The 16,800-nt window shown below is 61.0% G+C and carries 16 protein-coding genes; 9 read left to right on the top strand and 7 right to left on the bottom strand.

The annotated features are described in order from the left end of the window. Nucleotides 1–195 precede the first annotated feature (195 nt). The 8 genes from ACT54B_RS11825 to ACT54B_RS11790 all read left to right on the top strand — a co-directional run bounded on the left by ACT54B_RS11825 (nucleotide 196) and on the right by ACT54B_RS11790 (nucleotide 7,971). A complete protein-coding gene (locus tag ACT54B_RS11825) occupies nucleotides 196–1,353 on the top strand; it encodes a D-alanyl-D-alanine carboxypeptidase family protein (RefSeq protein ID WP_476045598.1) in 1,158 nt (385 codons plus the stop codon). A gap of 107 nt (nucleotides 1,354–1,460) precedes the next feature. Continuing rightward, on the top strand, nucleotides 1,461–2,144 hold the full coding sequence (gene tmk / locus ACT54B_RS11820; RefSeq protein WP_476045109.1) for a dTMP kinase: 684 nt from the start codon (nucleotides 1,461–1,463) through the stop codon (nucleotides 2,142–2,144). After that, nucleotides 2,141–3,163, top strand: a complete 1,023-nt coding sequence (locus ACT54B_RS11815; protein WP_476045108.1) for a DNA polymerase III subunit delta' — start codon at nucleotides 2,141–2,143, stop codon at nucleotides 3,161–3,163. The genes tmk and ACT54B_RS11815 overlap by 4 nt, the downstream gene beginning before the upstream one ends. A gap of 90 nt (nucleotides 3,164–3,253) precedes the next feature. Next, a complete protein-coding gene (gene metG / locus ACT54B_RS11810) occupies nucleotides 3,254–4,798 on the top strand; it encodes a methionine--tRNA ligase (protein WP_476045107.1) in 1,545 nt (514 codons plus the stop codon). 4 nt (nucleotides 4,799–4,802) lie between these two features. Then, on the top strand, nucleotides 4,803–5,582 hold the full coding sequence (locus ACT54B_RS11805) for a TatD family hydrolase (protein WP_476045106.1): 780 nt from the start codon (nucleotides 4,803–4,805) through the stop codon (nucleotides 5,580–5,582). A gap of 3 nt (nucleotides 5,583–5,585) precedes the next feature. Next, nucleotides 5,586–6,404 (top strand): MBL fold metallo-hydrolase, encoded by an 819-nt coding sequence (locus tag ACT54B_RS11800; protein WP_476045104.1) that lies wholly within the window; start codon nucleotides 5,586–5,588, stop codon nucleotides 6,402–6,404. A gap of 18 nt (nucleotides 6,405–6,422) precedes the next feature. Beyond that, a complete protein-coding gene (locus ACT54B_RS11795; protein ID WP_476045102.1) occupies nucleotides 6,423–7,346 on the top strand; it encodes a DMT family transporter in 924 nt (307 codons plus the stop codon). A 169-nt stretch (nucleotides 7,347–7,515) separates the two neighbouring features. Beyond that, entirely contained in the window at nucleotides 7,516–7,971 is a 456-nt protein-coding gene (locus ACT54B_RS11790; protein ID WP_476045101.1) for a DUF4864 domain-containing protein, read from the top strand. 54 nt (nucleotides 7,972–8,025) lie between these two features. Here the strand turns inward: ACT54B_RS11790 and tgt are convergent, their stop codons facing one another. From tgt to gyrA, 6 genes are all read right to left on the bottom strand, one after another. After that, nucleotides 8,026–9,192, bottom strand: a complete 1,167-nt coding sequence (gene tgt / locus ACT54B_RS11785) for a tRNA guanosine(34) transglycosylase Tgt (protein ID WP_476045099.1) — start codon at nucleotides 9,190–9,192, stop codon at nucleotides 8,026–8,028. Beyond that, entirely contained in the window at nucleotides 9,189–10,277 is a 1,089-nt protein-coding gene (gene queA, locus ACT54B_RS11780; protein WP_476045097.1) for a tRNA preQ1(34) S-adenosylmethionine ribosyltransferase-isomerase QueA, read from the bottom strand. The genes tgt and queA overlap by 4 nt, the downstream gene beginning before the upstream one ends. Before the next feature lie 80 nt (nucleotides 10,278–10,357). Beyond that, a complete protein-coding gene (locus ACT54B_RS11775; protein ID WP_476045095.1) occupies nucleotides 10,358–10,867 on the bottom strand; it encodes a peptidylprolyl isomerase in 510 nt (169 codons plus the stop codon). Nucleotides 10,868–10,947: 80 nt separating this feature from the next. Then, on the bottom strand, nucleotides 10,948–11,511 hold the full coding sequence (locus ACT54B_RS11770) for a peptidylprolyl isomerase (protein ID WP_476045093.1): 564 nt from the start codon (nucleotides 11,509–11,511) through the stop codon (nucleotides 10,948–10,950). A gap of 34 nt (nucleotides 11,512–11,545) precedes the next feature. Then, on the bottom strand, nucleotides 11,546–12,043 hold the full coding sequence (gene coaD, locus ACT54B_RS11765) for a pantetheine-phosphate adenylyltransferase (RefSeq protein WP_476045092.1): 498 nt from the start codon (nucleotides 12,041–12,043) through the stop codon (nucleotides 11,546–11,548). 780 nt (nucleotides 12,044–12,823) lie between these two features. After that, complete coding sequence (gene gyrA / locus ACT54B_RS11760; RefSeq protein ID WP_476045091.1) at nucleotides 12,824–15,622, bottom strand: DNA gyrase subunit A; 2,799 nt, start codon at nucleotides 15,620–15,622, stop codon at nucleotides 12,824–12,826. Nucleotides 15,623–15,887: 265 nt separating this feature from the next. Between gyrA and ACT54B_RS11755 the strand changes: the two genes are divergently transcribed. Beyond that, a complete protein-coding gene (locus ACT54B_RS11755) occupies nucleotides 15,888–16,511 on the top strand; it encodes a MarC family protein (protein ID WP_476045090.1) in 624 nt (207 codons plus the stop codon). Nucleotides 16,512–16,517: 6 nt separating this feature from the next. Here the strand turns inward: ACT54B_RS11755 and ACT54B_RS11750 are convergent, their stop codons facing one another. After that, nucleotides 16,518–16,787, bottom strand: coding sequence for a DUF1272 domain-containing protein (locus ACT54B_RS11750; protein WP_476045597.1), 270 nt, complete (start codon nucleotides 16,785–16,787; stop codon nucleotides 16,518–16,520). Nucleotides 16,788–16,800 lie beyond the last annotated feature (13 nt).

Below are 16,800 nucleotides of genomic sequence, written 5' to 3'. Positions count from 1 at the left end.
CAATCGTTGCAAGGATGCCGCGCATTGGCGCGGCCATAGGCACAACTGGCCCATTTCGCACCGTCGCGCTTGGCAATGGCGGGTGCCTGTCGCTAGATGGCACAGGACCAGTGGACGGGAATCATGACGACAATTCAGCAGGATTCGCTTTTCGCAACCCGGACGGCTCGGCGCACGCAAGGGCTTTACGCGGTCATGCGCCGGTGTGTGACCGGCTTGCTGGCGACAGTGCTGATCGGTGGCTCCGTGTTTGCCGCAGAGCAACCGGCGAGCGGCTTCGACACAAAGGCAAAGCAGGCCTATATGATCGAAGCGAAGACCGGAACCGTGCTTCTCGCCAAGGGCGAGAACGAGCCTGTGTCGCCGGCATCTCTGGCCAAGATCCTTGTGGTGGATACGGTTGCGGGGGCGATCGAGAACGGGGAGATCAACCCGGATACACCGTTCAAGGTCAGCGAACATGCCTGGAGAACCGGCGGCGCCCCCTCCGGCACCGCGACCATGTTCGCTGCACTCAAATCCGAAATCTCCGTCGGTGACCTCCTGAAAGGGGTGATCATCCTGTCAGCCAACGATGCCTGCATCATCCTCGGCGAGGGGCTTTCCGGTTCGGAGGAGAAGTTCGCCGAACGCATGACCAGCCGTGCCCGCGATCTCGGCCTCAAGGTCACCACCTTGAAGAACGCGTCCGGACTGCCTGATCCTGGAAACCGCACGACAATGAAGGAGCTCGTCCTGCTGTCCCGGCACCTGCAGCAGACCTATCCCGAGATCTACAAGACCTATGTCGCAGCCGATTTCGAGTGGAACAAGATCCGCCAGCGCAATCGCAATCCGCTCGCAACCCAGGGCCTCGGCATTGATGGTCTTGCGGCAGGCTTCACGGAAGGGCAGGGCTATTCCATCGCGGTTTCCATCGAGCGCGACGGCAAGCGGCTGTTCCTTGCGCTGGGCGGGCTTGCCACCGATAAGGAGCGCCAGGAAGAGGCCAAGCGTGTTCTCGAATGGGGCCTCGCCAATTTTGACTACCGCAAGCTCTTCGCGGCCCAACAGCCCGTAGGCGAGGTCAGCGTCTATGGCGGCGTACGCTCCTCGGTGGAAGTGGCGGCGAAGGAGGATGTCGATGTCTTCATCCCCTCGACCAACCCCGAGCGCATTACAGGACATATCACCTATCGCTGGCCAATCTATGCGCCGGTGGAGCCAGGCAAAGAAGTGGGCAGACTGTCACTTTACGCCGGGCCCAAGCTGCTGCGCGAGGTTCCTCTCTACACGAGCGGCAGCGTGGCAGAGGGAAGTCTGACAGACCGGGCGCTGGATGCCGTGAAGGAGCTTCTGCTTTTCTGGTGGTGACCGCCTAAAAGTACATTGGAAGCGGCGGGAACGGTTTGCCTGGAACCGAAGTTCGATTAAAGGAAGAGGTAAGGCAGCGGTCTGCCTCCCATTTCAGGAAGTTATCCTTGGCGCGCTCGGGTCTATTCATCAGTTTTGAAGGCGGGGAAGGGGCGGGAAAGTCCACCCAGATCCACCGTTTGGCCGGTGCCCTGCGGGCTAAGGGCCATGATGTTCTGGTGACCCGGGAACCTGGCGGGTCGCCGGGGGCCGAGGCCGTGCGCCATGTTCTGCTGAACGGTGCGGCAGAGGCCTATGGCACCCGCATGGAAGCCCTTCTCTTCGCGGCAGCGCGGTCCGATCACGTCGAGCAGGTCATCCGGCCGGCTCTGCAAAGAGGCAGCATCGTTCTGTGCGACCGGTTCATGGACAGCTCGCGGGTCTATCAGGGCGTAACCGGCAATCTGGAACATGACTTTATCGAGGCGCTGCAGCGGGTCGCGGTCAATGGTGTGGTTCCGGACAGAACCATCATCCTGGACATTCCGGCCGATATCGGTCTTGAACGGGCGCGCAGCCGTGGAGAAGCGGAACGCACCGGTCCCGACCGGTATGAACGGGAGCAACTCGATACACACGAAAAGCGGCGGCATGGGTTTCTGGACATTGCGATCCGCGAGCCGGAGCGCTGCAAGGTGGTGGATGCCACGCGCAGCGAGGACGAAATCGCCGCAGAAATCAGAAAGCTTGTGGAAATCCTGTTGAAGCCGACATCCGCCCGGGCCAGTCAGCGCATGGACAATGCGCGATGAGCGAAACCGACCCCGGATTGCTCGACGGCGCGATTCCGCCCGCCGCAAACACTGCTCTCTTCGGCCATGCAGATGCGGAATCCTTCCTCGCTGAATCCTACCGGTCCGGCAAGGGACACCACGCCATCTTGATCGAAGGGCCGGAAGGGATCGGCAAGGCGACGCTGGCCTTTCGGTTTGCCGCGCACGTCCTGAAACACGAGAGCCCTCTCGATGCACCGGGGCAACTCGATGTGCCGGATCCCAGTTCCGTGTTGGGGCGACAGATGGCGTCTGGCGCGTCGCACAATGTCTTGCATGTCGAACGCCCGGTCGACGAGAAAAGCGGTCGGCTGAAAAGCGCGATCACGGTAGACGAGGTGAGGAAAGTCGGGAAGTTCTTCGGCCAAACCTCCGGCTCCGGCAATTGGCGGATCGCCATCATCGATCCGGCGGATGACATGAACCGGAACGCCGCCAATGCTCTGCTGAAGATCCTGGAGGAACCGCCAAAGAAATCGCTGCTCCTCCTTCTGACCCATGCGCCGGGAAAATTGTTGCCCACGATCCGGTCCCGCTGCATGCGCCTCAGGCTGGAGCCCCTCGGTACCCATGATATGGAGGCCGCTCTCGGCCATCTCGGTCTGACCGTTCCCCCCGCCTCCCGGGACACAGTGCTGTCGCTTGCGGGCGGAAGCGTCGGCGAAGCTTTGAAACTCGTCAATTATGGCGGGTTGGACATTATCGCGGCTTTTCGCGAGGTCCTGTCCTCGCAAGGTCCGGTCCGGCGCCGCAAGATGCACAAGCTTGCGGATGTGCTGGCTGCGAAGGACGCCGAGGTGATCCACGGGTTCTTCATCAGCCATGTGACGGGCGAGCTGATGCGCATGGCGCGGGAACAGGCTATCGCCGGTGATTTGGCCGAAGCCGACCGCCTTTCCCGTCTGTCGACCGATCTCGGAGAGCGGATCGCCATTTCCCAGGGCTATAATCTGGACAAGAAGCAGACGATCATGTCCATTCTCGAAGCCTTCGCCTGACGCTTTCTCCAAACTTGCTGTTTCACCCGCCGCAAACATGCGCTAAGAGCGGGCAGCCAAAGATTTCAAGACCATCGGACACCCCGGATCATGACCGACAAGACGCCTTTTTACATCACGACGGCAATCTCCTATCCCAATGGCAAGCCCCATATCGGCCATGCCTATGAGCTGATTGCAACCGATGCCATGGCGCGTTTCCAGCGGCTTGACGGCCGCGAGGTCTTCTTCCTGACGGGCACGGACGAGCATGGGCAGAAGATGCAGCAGACGGCCCGCAACGAGGGCATTACTGCGCAGGCACTCGCTGATCGCAACTCCGCTGAGTTCCGGGCGATGACCACGCTTCTGAACGCCTCCAACGACGATTTCATCCGCACCACCGAACAGCGCCACCACAAGACCGTGCAGGAACTGTGGCGTCGCATGGAAAAGAACGGCGACATCTACAAGGACAGCTACGCGGGCTGGTATTCGGTGCGCGACGAAGCCTTCTACGCCGAGGACGAGACCGAGGTGAGGGCGGATGGGGTGCGCTACGGGCCACAGGGCACGCCGGTGGAATGGGTGTCGGAGGAAAGCTATTTCTTCCGCTTGTCCGCCTATGGCGACCGGCTTCTGGCGCACTACGAAGCGAATCCCGAGTTCATCGGTCCGCAGGAGCGGAAGAACGAGATCATCTCCTTCGTGAAGTCGGGCCTGAAGGATCTTTCGATTTCACGCACCACCTTCGACTGGGGCATTCCGGTTCCCGGCGATCCCGCCCATGTCATGTATGTCTGGGTGGACGCGCTGACCAATTACCTCACCGCCACCGGCTGGATCGAGGGCGGCGAGCGGGCAAAGTTCTGGCCCGCCAACATTCACATCATCGGCAAGGACATCATCCGTTTCCACGCGGTCTACTGGCCCGCCTTCCTGATGTCGGCAGGCGTTCCGCTTCCGGAGAGGGTCTTCGCCCACGGCTTCCTGCTCAACAAGGGCGAGAAGATGTCGAAATCGCTCGGCAACGTGGTGGACCCGGTCAATCTGGTGAACCATTTCGGCCTTGATCAGGTGCGCTATTTCTTCCTGCGCGAAGTCTCCTTCGGCCAGGACGGTTCCTATAGCGAAGAACAGATCGGAATTCGCATAAATGCGGATCTTGCGAACGGCATCGGCAATCTGGCAAGCCGCTCGCTGTCCATGATTGTCAAGAACTGCGATGGTGCCATTCCCGCGCCGGGTGAACTGACCGATGCGGACAAGGCAATCCTTGCTCTTGCCGACGAGACCGTCGCGACCGCGCGTGAGGAAATGAACCGGTTGCAAATTCACAAGGCGCTGACGGCGATCATTGCGCTGGTTTCCGAAGGCGATCGCTATTTTGCGGGCCAGGAGCCCTGGGCTCTGAAAAAGACGGACCCTGCCCGCATGGCGACCGTGCTTTACGTCACCGCAGAAGTGGTGCGGCAGATCTCCATCCTGCTGCAGCCCTTCGTGCCTGCCTCGGCGGGCAAGCTGCTTGATCTCGTCGCCGTCCCGGAAGACCGCCGCTCCTTCGAATGGCTGGGCGAAAAGGGCAGGTTGACCGCCGGCACACCGCTCGTTGCGCCGACGCCGGTCTTCCCGCGTTATGTCCCCAAGGAGGATTGAGCCGGTGCTGATCGATACCCATTGCCATCTGGATTTCCCCGATTTCGCCGAGGAACTGGATCAGGTCGTGGCCCGTGCGCATGCGGCAGGCGTCAAGCAGATGGTCACCATTTCGACCCGGGTGCGGAAGCTGCCTCAGCTTCTGGACATATGCGCCCGTTTTCCTTCCGTATTCTGCTCGGTGGGCACCCATCCCAACAATGCCAACGAAGAGCTTGACGTTACGGCAGACGAGCTGGTGCGTCTTTCCGACAACGAGAAGGTCGTGGCTATCGGCGAGGCTGGACTGGATTATTTTTACGACACGCAGAAGCCGGAAGACCAAAAGACCGGCCTGCTGGTCCATATCGACGCCGCTCGCCGGACTGGGCTGCCGCTGGTGATCCACAGCCGTTCGGCAGACGAGGATATGGCTTCCATTCTGAGAGACGAAACAGGGAAGGGGGCGTTCCCCTTCATTCTCCACTGCTTCTCCTCGGGCGCCGAGCTTGCCCGGGTGGGCGTGGAGATGGGCGGTTATGTGTCCTTTTCGGGGATTCTCACCTTCCCGAAGTCGGAAGAGATCCGCGAGATAGCGGCCACGGTGCCGATGGACCGTCTGCTGGTGGAAACGGATGCGCCATATCTCGCGCCAAAGAAATGGCGAGGGAGGCGAAACGAACCTTCCTATGTGGTCAACACGGCGGAATTTCTGGCCGACGCCAAGGGCGTTTCTTACGAGGATATGGCGGCGGCCAGCACGGACAACGCCTACCGGATCTTCTCAAAACTGCCAAGGATCTGACGCGTGGCGATAACACGGCGCTTCACCATTCTCGGATGCGGATCTTCGCCGGGCGTGCCGCGCATTACCGGCGACTGGGGCGCCTGCGATCCGAACAACCCGCGCAATCGGCGGCTCCGGGCGGCCTTTCTGGTAGAGCAGATCGGCGAGGATGGCGGCAAAACCTCGGTTGTCATCGATACAGGCCCCGATTTCCGGCAGCAGATGATCAATGCCGGCGTGCAGCATATCGATGCGGTTCTTTATACCCACGCGCATGCCGATCATCTGCACGGGATCGACGATCTCAGGGGCTATTTCCACGCCACGCACAAACGCATTCCCATATATGCCGAACCCATCACCATGGAGCGCATCCGCCAGGGCTTCGGCTATTGCCTCGAAACGCCGCCGGGTTCCAGTTATCCGCCGATTGTCCGGCCGGAACTGATCGAAGACCTGGAAAAACCGGTCGTGATCGAAGGGGCGGGTGGGGCGATCGAATTTCGCCCGCTGAAGCAGATTCATGGCGATATCATCTCGCTCGGCTTCCGCATCGGTGATCTCGCCTATTGCAGCGATGTCAGCGACTTTCCGGAAGAGACCGTGGGCAAACTCTTCGATCTCGATGTGCTGATCATCGATACGCTGCAATACCGCTTTCACCCGAGCCATCTTTCGCTCGAGCAATCGCTTGGCTGGATCGAGCATGTTCAGCCGAAGCGTGCCGTGCTGACCCATATGCATACGCCTCTGGACTATGAGACGGTGATGGGGGAAACTCCGCCGCATGTGGAACCAGCCTATGACGGACTCGTCATGGAAATTGACGTAACCAACTGATCCATCAGGAGAAATGCAGTGGATGTCCGCAAGCCAATGGACGGACAGGCCGTTCTCCTGATGCTGATGTGCTGCTCGATCTGGGCGGTTCAGCAAATCGGGCTGAAGGTGACCGCTGCGGATGCGCCACCGGTGCTCCAGATCGGCTTGCGCTCCGGGATAGCAGCGGCCTGCGTTCTGATACTGATTGCCATCCGGCGCGAGCGCATTTCTCTGGCGCGCAATCTGCTGATCGCCGGGATCGGGGCAGGGCTCGTCTTCTCCATCGAGTTCATCCTTGTCGGCGAAAGCATCAAGCTGACATCCGCCTCCCATGTCGTGGTCTTCCTCTACACGGCGCCGATCTTTGCGGCACTGGGCCTGCATTGGCTTCTGCCATCGGAGCGACTTGCTCCCATGCAGTGGGCAGGAATAGCCGTGGCCTCAGCGGGCATCGCGATTGCCTTTCTGGCCCATGAAACCAATGTCGGACAGGATTTGCCGCAGATGCTGATCGGCGATCTCTTCGCGCTGCTTGGCGGCGCATGCTGGGGTCTGTCCACAGTGATCATTCGCGGAACGGCGCTCAGCCGTGCGCCCGGTGCCCATACGCTGTTCTACCAGCTGGCCACCGGCTTCGTCTGCATGACATCCGCCGCCATCTCCATGGGCCAAGGCACCATCAATCCCGGTCCTGCCGTCTTCGCCAACATTGCCTTTCAGGGCTTCGTCGTATCCTTCTTCAGCTATCTCGTCTGGTTCCAGCTGCTGACGAAGTACAAGGCTGGACAGCTGGGCGTCTTTTCCTTCCTGACGCCCATTCTCGGCGTAATCGCCGGCATCGTTCTTCTGGGCGAACCCTTGACGCGCGAATTCGTCATCGGCGCCGTCTGCGTCCTGACCGGTGTCATCACCGTCAGTGCTTATCCCTGGCTGCGCAAGGATCGACGCAATCCAGCCTGATGGACGCGATGCCGGATCGGGCATATCAATAAGTTCCATAATCTATCTTATGTGATTTGGATTTTGCCTTTGGTGCGGTCGTTCTTTTCAATGCCGCCGGTCTTCCCGCGCGCTTGGCTCTGCCCTAGCTTAAGACTGTCGATTTTCCCACGCTCGGAAGGTTTGAGAGATGCGCCGCACGGAATTCTGCCTCACTGGACGCCGTTGGGTTTTGGCTGCCCTTGTCGCGGGCCTGGCACTTCTGCCATGGACCGGTACGGCATGGGCAGATCCGACAACAGATGCGCAATCGGTTATCACCAAACAGATCGAAGCATTTCTCACCGATGACGCCGATACCGCCTATGCCTTTGCCTCGCCGTCCATAAAAAGCCTGTTTCCCGACAAGGATCGCTTCTTTGCCATGGTGCGGAAAAGCTATCAGCCCGTCTACAGGCCCGGAAACTATGCTTTCGGTCGTTCCCGTGTCGTCGGCAATGGGGCTGCCGTTTTCCAGGAAGTCCTGATTCAGGGAAAGGACGGACTGGATTGGTCTGCGGTCTATGAATTGCTGCGCCAGCCGGACGGCGGCTACCGCATCAATGGTGTCCAGATGTTCAAGAACACGACCAGCCAAGGCATCTGAAGCTGATCAAGGGTAGGGGAGCCCCCTACCCTAAGCATCTGTTTTTATTTTGTTTTATACGGGCTCGATATCGCCTTTTGCCCACATTTCCTGCGTTTCCGCCATGAAATCGGCGAACCTGTCCTCGGCAATCGCCGTCCGGATACCCTGCATCAGCTCCTGATAGTAAGCAAGATTGTGCCAGGACAGCAGCATGCCGCCCAGCGCTTCGTTGGCGCGGACGAGATGGTGGAGATAGGCACGGGAATAACCGCGGCTGGCCGGGCAGCTCGACTGCTCATCCAGCGGACGCGTGTCTTCCGCGTGGCGCGCGTTGCGGATGTTGACCTTTCCACGCCGGGTGAAGGCCAGCCCGTGGCGGCCCGACCGGGTCGGCATCACGCAGTCGAACATGTCGATTCCGCAGGCGACGGATTTCAGGATGTCGTCCGGTGTCCCGACGCCCATGAGATAGCGCGGCTTTTCCGTCGGAAGAACCGGCAGCGTCGCGTCAAGCATGCGCAGCATGACGTCCTGCGGCTCGCCGACAGCAAGCCCGCCGACCGCGTAGCCCTTCAAGTCCAGCTCCTTGAGGCCTTCCGCGCTTTTCACGCGGAGCGCCTCGATATCGCCCCCTTGAACGATGCCGAACATGGCCTTGCCCGGCTGGTTGCCGAAAGCAACCTTGCAACGATCCGCCCAGCGCAGCGACATTTCCATGGCTCGCTGGATTTCCTTCGGTTCTGCCGGAAGTGCCACGCATTCGTCGAGCTGCATCTGGATATCGCTGCCCAGCAGGCCCTGTATCTCGATGGAGCGTTCGGGCGACATGTGGTGTTCACGGCCGTCGATATGGCTCTTGAAGGTCACGCCCCGTTCGTCGAGCTTGCGCAGCCCGGAGAGCGACATGACCTGAAAGCCGCCGCTGTCCGTCAGGATCGGGTGCGGCCAGCGGATCAGTTCGTGCAGACCGCCGAGGCGCGCCACGCGCTCCGGGCCGGGCCGCAGCATCAGATGGTAGGTGTTGCCGAGAATGATATCTGCGCCGAGATCCCTCACTTGATCCAGGTACATCGCCTTGACCGTACCGACGGTGCCGACAGGCATAAAGGCTGGCGTTCGGATCGTACCGCGCGGCATGGTGATAGCGCCAAGCCGCGCCTTCCCGTCGGTCTTCTTCAGGTGAAACTGGAAGTTCTCGGTGGGTGCGTCACGCACCGTATCGTCATAGGCGAAGGTCATCGGTCATCCCGGAAAAGCAGGCTGCCATCCCCGTAGGAATAGAAGCGGTAACCCGTTGAAATGGCGTGGTTATAGGCGTTTCGCATGGTTTCCAGCCCGGAAAAGGCGGAAACCAGCATGAAAAGCGTCGATTTCGGCAGGTGGAAATTGGTCATGAGGACATCGACAAAACGGAAGCGGTAGCCGGGCGTGATGAAGATGTCGGTCGCGCCTGACCATGCCTTTAGCGTTCCATCCACTTCTGCGGCACTTTCGAGCAAGCGCAGCGAGGTGGTGCCGACGGAAACGATGCGCCCGCCCCTCGCCTTCACCGCATTGAGCGCCGCGGCAGTCTCCGCACTCACATGGCCGATTTCGGAATGCATCTTGTGATCGGCCGTATCGTCCGCCTTGACGGGCAGGAAGGTCCCCGCGCCCACATGGAGGGTCACGAAGTGCCGTTCGACGCCCGCCGCATCGAGGCGTGCGAAAAGCTCCGGCGTGAAGTGCAGGCCAGCGGTCGGGGCGGCCACGGCGCCCTCTTCGCGCGCATAAATGGTCTGGTAGTCCTTGCGGTCGCGTTCGTCCTCGTGCCGCTTGGCGGCGATATAGGGCGGCAGCGGAATGTGGCCGACGGCAGCGATGGCCTGGTCGAGATCCGGTCCGGAGAAATCGAAAGCAAGTTCGATCTCACCCGCCTCCCCCTTTTCGGCGACGGTGGCGACCAGCGTGCCCAGCAGGCAAGTCTCGCCCGTTCCGCTACCGAAATCGATCCGGTCACCCTGCTTGATCCGCTTGCCGGGACGGGCAAAGGCTTTCCATCGGCTCGCGCCGACACGCATGTGCAAGGTGCAGGAAACGGGGGTGCGTTCCGCTCCGTCGCGCAACCGGACCCCCTCCAGCTGCGCGGGGATGACACGGGTGTCGTTGAACACCATGGCATCGCCAGGCCGCAGGAAATGCGCGAGATCCCTGACCACCTGATCGGAAAGCTCCGGCATTTGCCCGGGCTTCACGACAAGCAGGCGAGCGCTGTCGCGCGGTTCGGCAGGCCGAAGCGCGATATTCTCCTCAGGCAGGTCGAAATCGAACAGGTCTACGCGCATGCAGCGCCCTTCCCTTTACAAAGCGAAACCCGCCCGGCGCCATGGAGACATCGGGCGGGTTGTTTCCTGGTACAAACCGATCAGAGATCGGCGGCAACCCGCATGGAGACGATGACGTCGGGATCCTTCACGGGCTCGCCGCGCTTGATCTGGTCGACAGTGTCCATGCCTTCGATCACCTGACCCCAGACCGAATACTGGCGGTTCAGCCAGGGTGCATCGGTGAAGCAGATGAAAAACTGCGAATTGGCCGAGTTGGGGTTCTGGCTGCGGGCCATGGAGCAGGTGCCGCGCACATGGCTCATGTTCGAAAATTCCGCCTTCAGGTCCGGCTTTTCAGAGCCGCCCATGCCGGCCCGGGCCGGATTGAAGCTGTCGGAACCCTGCTTGCCATACTGGACGTCGCCGGTCTGGGCCATGAAGTCCTCGATCACGCGGTGAAACACCACGCCGTCATAGGCCTTTTCACGCGCCAGTTCCTTGATGCGGGCCACATGGCCGGGGGCCACGTCGGGAAGAAGCTGGATCACAACCTTGCCCTTCGTGGTTTCCATGACGATCGTGTTTTCCGGATCCTTGATCTCGGCCATGTCTCTTCTCCTTCGTTGGGGGTCCCGTGCCCCATTTTGGCGAGGGCGACGTCATCGCCCCCTTCGTTGCGTGCGGCGGCTCACTGCGCGCCGACGGTAACCTTGATCATCCGGTCAGGGTCGGTGACTTCCCCGTTGCCGCCCTCACCGCGCTTGATCTTGTCCACGGCGTCCATGCCGGAAACGACTTTGCCGACGACCGTATACTGGCCGTTCAGGAAATCGCCGGGCGCGAACATGATGAAAAACTGGGAATTGGCAGAATTCGGGTCCTGCGCGCGCGCCATGCCGACGGTACCCCGTTCGAAAGGCTTGTCGGAGAATTCGGCAGGCAGGTCGGGCAAGTCGGAACCGCCGGTGCCGGCGAGCAACGGTTCGTAACCCTTGTCGGCATTGCCGTATTTCACGTCGCCCGTCTGGGCCATGAAGCCGTCGATCACCCGGTGGAAGACCACGTTGTCATAGGCGCCCTTGGAGGCGAGTTCCTTGATGCGCGCCACATGCTTGGGCGCGACATCATTGGCAAGCTCGATCACGACCGGACCGTCCTTCAGCTGGATGGTCAGCATGTCGGCTGCGCGCGCCGCGCCCGTAAGCGAGGCGGCAACCAGAAGTCCGGCGAAGGCCAGTTTGAAGATCTTCATGAAAGCTCCGTTCTCTTCAGATCGATAAAGGCTTTTATCGTTTTTGCATCTTCGCAGCGAGCGGTCCCAGCACCTGCGGCGGTACGAATGGGCTCACATCGCCACCCATGCCGGCTATCTGCCGCACCAATGTGGCCGTTATGGGCCGCGACAGGGTGCCTGCGGGCAGAAACACCGTCTGCACATCAGGCGCCATGCGGCTGTTCATGCCGGCCATCTGCATTTCGTAATCGAGATCGGTTCCGTCGCGCAGACCGCGGATCAGCAGAGAAGCACCCTGCGCCCGGGCCGCATCCACCACGAGATTGGCGAAGGAGACCACGCTTACACGCTGGCGCGCTTCGGGCAGCGCTGCAGCCAGGCTTGCCTCAAGCAGGCCGGCCCGTTCCTCGAAGGTAAACAAGGGCACCTTGCCCGGATGAATGCCGATACCAACCACCAGCTTGTCGGCGATGTTCAGCGCCTGAAGCAGCACGTCCATATGGCCATTGGTCAGCGGGTCGAAAGACCCGGGATAAAAGGCGGTCGTCATGGTCGGTCCGATTTGAATTTCCGGCTCGCCTTTTGTCACGGATGGCCGTGCGCCGCAAGTGCAGCGCCGCCAGACGCGAGCGAAGCGGGCAAGATGAACGGCAGATGAACGGACTATTCAAGATGGTTTCAGGCGACGGATGGTTAAACATCGCTCATGGAACCAAAAGGACGCCCGGCCATTTACCCCGGCGACGTCCCGACCGGTTCCAGCCGGCCCATGAGAGGACGGTTGGATGAGGAAGATTACGATCATGCTTAATGCTTTCCTCACGGAACTTTCCTCTCGCGTGCCGCGTTGAAGTTCGAATTCCAGACACCAGGCACAGAGAAATTATATTGGAGGATCAGCGAGATGCCCGATAAGATTACCATGATCAGCGTGTGCTGGATGACCCTGATGGGTGTTATGTTCGCTGCGATGTTCACGCTTTCCGACAATGATGCGCGAACCATTCACCACACCACCTCACGGGTCGTAACCGCCCATTCATAATCGCATTTCATGCTCGTGGCTGCGGGACGAGACAGTCCCCAAGGATGGAGGGAATTGAGATGGTAATGAGTTTGATAATGCTCGCCGCCCTCATCGGCCTGATGTTTTTCGGAAGCATGGCCTCCGCATTTTCGGAGATGCGCCGCGAACAGCACGACGGCGACGATATGCCCGTACTGCACTCCTGATCGCTGCGACTTCCCACGCGGCCAGTTCCAGAAATAGAAAAAAGCCGGAGGTTCGCCACCTCCGGCTTTTTGATTTGTCGAACCGGGGTTGGGCGCCTCAGGCGCCCTCGCCCTCTTCCGTGTCAGGAGCAGGCTCGCCCTGCGCCATCGTTTCCACGACTTCTGCCTCTGCAATCGGATCGTCATCGCCCTCAGGCTCACTGATCCGCTCGACAGACACGACCTTTTCATCTTGCGCCGTCGAGAAGATCGTTACGCCCTTTGTTGCGCGGCTGGCGATGCGAATGCCATCAACCGGCACGCGGATGAGCTGCCCCCCATCGGACACCAGCATGAGCTGATCCTTTTCCTCGACGGGGAAAGCGGCCACCAGTTCGCCGATTTCGTTGGTCTTCGACGTGTCGGTGGCGCGGATGCCCTTGCCGCCACGGCCGGAGATGCGGAAATCATAGGACGATGAACGCTTGCCATAGCCTTTCTCGGAAACGGTGAGCACGAACTGCTCCCGCGCCTTCAGCTCCTGGTACCGCTCTTCCGAGAGATCGCCCATTTCGGTGACTTCTTCGCCGACCAGCGCAATATCTTCCTCGTCAACACCGCTGGCGCGGCGTTCGGCGGCGGAACGCTTGAGATAGGCGGCACGCTCCCAGGCCTCCGCATCCACATGGCTGATGATCGTCATCGAAATGAGGCGATCACTCTCCGCCAGCGAAATGCCGCGGACACCGATGGAGTTACGGCCAGCGAAGACGCGCACGTCATCGACCGAGAAGCGGATGGCCTGACCGAGCGCGGTCGTCAGCAGCACGTCATCGCGATCCGTACAGGTCTCGACCGAGAGGATTTCGTCGCCGTCATCCTCCAGCTTCATGGCGATCTTGCCGTTGCGGTTGACCTGCACAAAGTCCGACAGCTTGTTGCGGCGCACCGTGCCACGCGTGGTCGAGAACATGACGTCGAGGTTGTCCCACGTCGTCTCGTCCTCGGGCAGCGGCATGATGGTCGTGATGCGTTCGCCCTGCTCGAGCGGCAGCATGTTGATCAGGGCCTTGCCCTTGGACTGCGGCGTGCCGATCGGCAGGCGCCAGACCTTCTCCTTGTAGACGATGCCACGGGAGGAGAAGAACAGAACCGGCGTATGCGTATTCGCCACGAAGAGCCGCGTGACGAAATCCTCGTCGCGGGTTGCCATGCCGGAACGGCCCTTGCCGCCGCGACGCTGGGCGCGATAGGTGGTCAGCGGCACCCGCTTGATGTAGCCGAGGTGGGACACGGTCACGACCATGTCTTCCCGGGCGATCAGGTCCTCGTCGTCCATGTCCGGGCCGCCATCGACGATTTCCGTGCGGCGCGGCGTGCCGAATTCGTCGCGGACCGCGGCGAGTTCGTCCTTCACGATGGTCTGGATGCGCAGACGGGACGAGAGGATATCGAGGTAGTCCTTGATCTCGCCGCCGATCTTGGCAAGTTCGTCGCCGATTTCGTCGCGGCCAAGTGCCGTTAGGCGGGCAAGACGCAGCTCGAGGATGGCGCGGGCCTGCTCCTCGGAAAGGTTATAGGTACCGTCCTCGTTGATCCTGTGGCGCGGATCGTCGATCAGCAGGATCAACGATTCCACGTCGGCGGCCGGCCAGCGGCGCTCCATCAGCTGCTCGCGCGCCGTCTGCGGATCGGGTGCGGTGCGGATGAGGCGGATGATCTCGTCGATATTGGCGACCGCGATGGCAAGACCCACCAACACATGCGCCCGCTCGCGCACCTTGCGCAGCAGGTACTTTGTCCGTCGGCTGACCACTTCCTCGCGGAAAGCCACGAAAGCACGCAACATGTCGAGCAGCGCGAGCTGCTCCGGCTTGCCGCCGTTCAGCGCCACCATGTTGCAGCCGAAGGAGGTCTGCAGCGGGGTGTAGCGATAGAGTTGGTTGAGAATCACTTCCGCATTCGCATCGCGCTTCAGCTCGATCACGACGCGGTAGCCTTCGCGGTCCGACTCGTCGCGCAGATCGGAAATGCCCTCGATGCGCTTCTCGCGCACCAGTTCGGCCATCTTCTCGATCATCGTCGCCTTGTTCACCTGATAGGGAACCTCGGTGATGATGATCTGCTCCCGGTCACCGCGCATCGGCTCGATGCGGGCACGGCCGCGCATGATCACGGAGCCCCTGCCCGTCTCGTAGGCCGATTTGATGCCGGCCCGGCCGAGCACCAGCGCGCCCGTCGGAAAGTCCGGACCCGGAATGATCTTCATCATCTCGGGCAGGTCGATGGCGGGATCGTCGATCAGCGCGATGCAGCCGTCGATCACTTCGGAGAGATTGTGCGGCGGGATATTGGTCGCCATGCCGACCGCGATGCCGCCCGCGCCGTTGACCAGCAGATTGGGGAATTTCGCGGGAACGACGACCGGCTCATGAAGGGTGCCGTCATAGTTGTCGCGGAAGTCGACCGTTTCCTTGTCCAGGTCGTCGAGCAGCGAATGGGCGGCCTTCTGGAGACGGCATTCCGTGTAGCGCTCGGCTGCCGGCGGGTCGCCGTCGATAGAGCCGAAATTGCCCTGCCCGTCGATCAGCGGCAGGCGGAGCGACCAGTCCTGCGCCATGCGCGCCAGCGCATCATAGATCGCCAGGTTGCCGTGCGGGTGATATTTACCCATCACGTCCCCGGTCACACGGGCGCATTTGACGTATTTCTTGTTCCAGTCGATGCCCAGTTCCGACATGCCGTACAGGATACGGCGATGCACGGGCTTCAAGCCGTCGCGCACGTCGGGCAGCGCACGGCTCACGATCACGCTCATTGCGTAATCGAGGTACGACCGCTGCATTTCCTCCATGATGGAAATGGGTTCGATGCCTGGGGGGAGCTTCCCGCCGCCTGGTGTGGATAAGTCAGTCAATTCGGATCACATCTCTGTTGAGAATCAGTCAGATTTTTATAGCGGAAAGCGCCCTGTAGCGCCAATTTGCGGGGCGTTTTTGGCCGGTAGAGCAAGGTTTTACACAGGAAGTGAGCCAATTCGAAGGCAGGGCTCCGGGCCATGCCCGCGCTCTCAGCCCGGCCCATCCGCGATGCCGTGCATTCGCTGTCGTTTATGCCTATAATCGACCTCTGCCGGATGCGATTCTGGCCACGCAAAACGATCCGATGGAGAACCAAGGCCTATGGAAGCGCTGATCAGTGCCTTTACGACGCTCATCGTGACGCTCGATCCTCCCGGCATGGCGCCCCTGTTCCTCGGTCTCACCGCCGGCATGAACCGGGACCAGCGAAAGCAGGTGGCGGTGCGCGGCTGTCTGATCGCGTTTGGGATCCTTGCGGTCTTCGCGCTCTTCGGGTCGAAAGTCCTCGGAACGCTCGGCATTTCCATCGGCGCCTTCCGTATCGCCGGCGGCATGCTGCTGTTCTGGATCGCCTTCGAGATGATTTTCGAGAAGCGTCAGGAGCGCAAGGAAAAGACCTCGGAAGTGGCCATCACCAAGGACCACATCCATCACGTCGCCGTCTTCCCGCTCGCCCTGCCGCTGATCGCCGGTCCCGGTGCAATTTCCGCCACGATCCTGATTGCTGGCTCCATGCCCGGCACGCTGGAGCGTGTGGAGCTTCTGGGCGTCATCGGCTTCTCGATCGGCTTGCTGTTCCTGGTCATGCTGATTGCAGACCGCTTCGACAAGCTTCTGGGCGTCACCGGACGGGCGATCATGACCCGCCTTCTGGGCGTGATCCTCGCGGCGCTCTCTGTCCAGTTCGTGGTGGATGGCGTGAAATCCGCTTTCCGGCTCGGCTGAGCCGGCTCAGGCGGTCCGGCGACGTGCCCGCACCTCCTGGCATACATCCAGGGAAGACAGGACACGATTGCTCGACGGCGGGTACTTCTCAAGCAGATGTGTCGGCCGGATAGGACGTGAAACCAGGTTGCCGCTACAGTTGGGGCAACGCATTCCCAGCACGGTCTCCGCACAATCGAGGCACCAGGTACATTCGAAAGTGCAGATCAGCGCATCGGCGCTCTCCGGCGGAAGATCCCGGTCACAGCATTCGCAGTTGGGGCGCAGCGCGAGCATCATGATCCTTTCC

This window comes from Gellertiella sp. DMC107, assembly GCF_056313605.1.
Note: the sequence above shows the minus strand (reverse complement) of the source record. Positions and strands in the feature narration are given on the sequence as shown.

Excerpts from the sequence above, each read along its gene's own strand:
- ACT54B_RS11825 (WP_476045598.1), top strand. The coding sequence starts at position 196 with ATGCGCCGGTGTGTGACCGGCTTGCTGGCGACAGTGCTGATCGGTGGC.
- ACT54B_RS11815 (WP_476045108.1), top strand. The coding sequence starts at position 2,141 with ATGAGCGAAACCGACCCCGGATTGCTCGACGGCGCGATTCCGCCCGCC.
- metG (WP_476045107.1), top strand. The coding sequence starts at position 3,254 with ATGACCGACAAGACGCCTTTTTACATCACGACGGCAATCTCCTATCCC.
- ACT54B_RS11790 (WP_476045101.1), top strand. The coding sequence starts at position 7,516 with ATGCGCCGCACGGAATTCTGCCTCACTGGACGCCGTTGGGTTTTGGCT.
- tgt (WP_476045099.1), bottom strand. The coding sequence starts at position 9,192 with ATGACCTTCGCCTATGACGATACGGTGCGTGACGCACCCACCGAGAAC.
- queA (WP_476045097.1), bottom strand. The coding sequence starts at position 10,277 with ATGCGCGTAGACCTGTTCGATTTCGACCTGCCTGAGGAGAATATCGCG.
- ACT54B_RS11775 (WP_476045095.1), bottom strand. The coding sequence starts at position 10,867 with ATGGCCGAGATCAAGGATCCGGAAAACACGATCGTCATGGAAACCACG.
- ACT54B_RS11770 (WP_476045093.1), bottom strand. The coding sequence starts at position 11,511 with ATGAAGATCTTCAAACTGGCCTTCGCCGGACTTCTGGTTGCCGCCTCG.
- coaD (WP_476045092.1), bottom strand. The coding sequence starts at position 12,043 with ATGACGACCGCCTTTTATCCCGGGTCTTTCGACCCGCTGACCAATGGC.
- ACT54B_RS11755 (WP_476045090.1), top strand. The coding sequence starts at position 15,888 with ATGGAAGCGCTGATCAGTGCCTTTACGACGCTCATCGTGACGCTCGAT.
- ACT54B_RS11750 (WP_476045597.1), bottom strand. The coding sequence starts at position 16,787 with ATGCTCGCGCTGCGCCCCAACTGCGAATGCTGTGACCGGGATCTTCCG.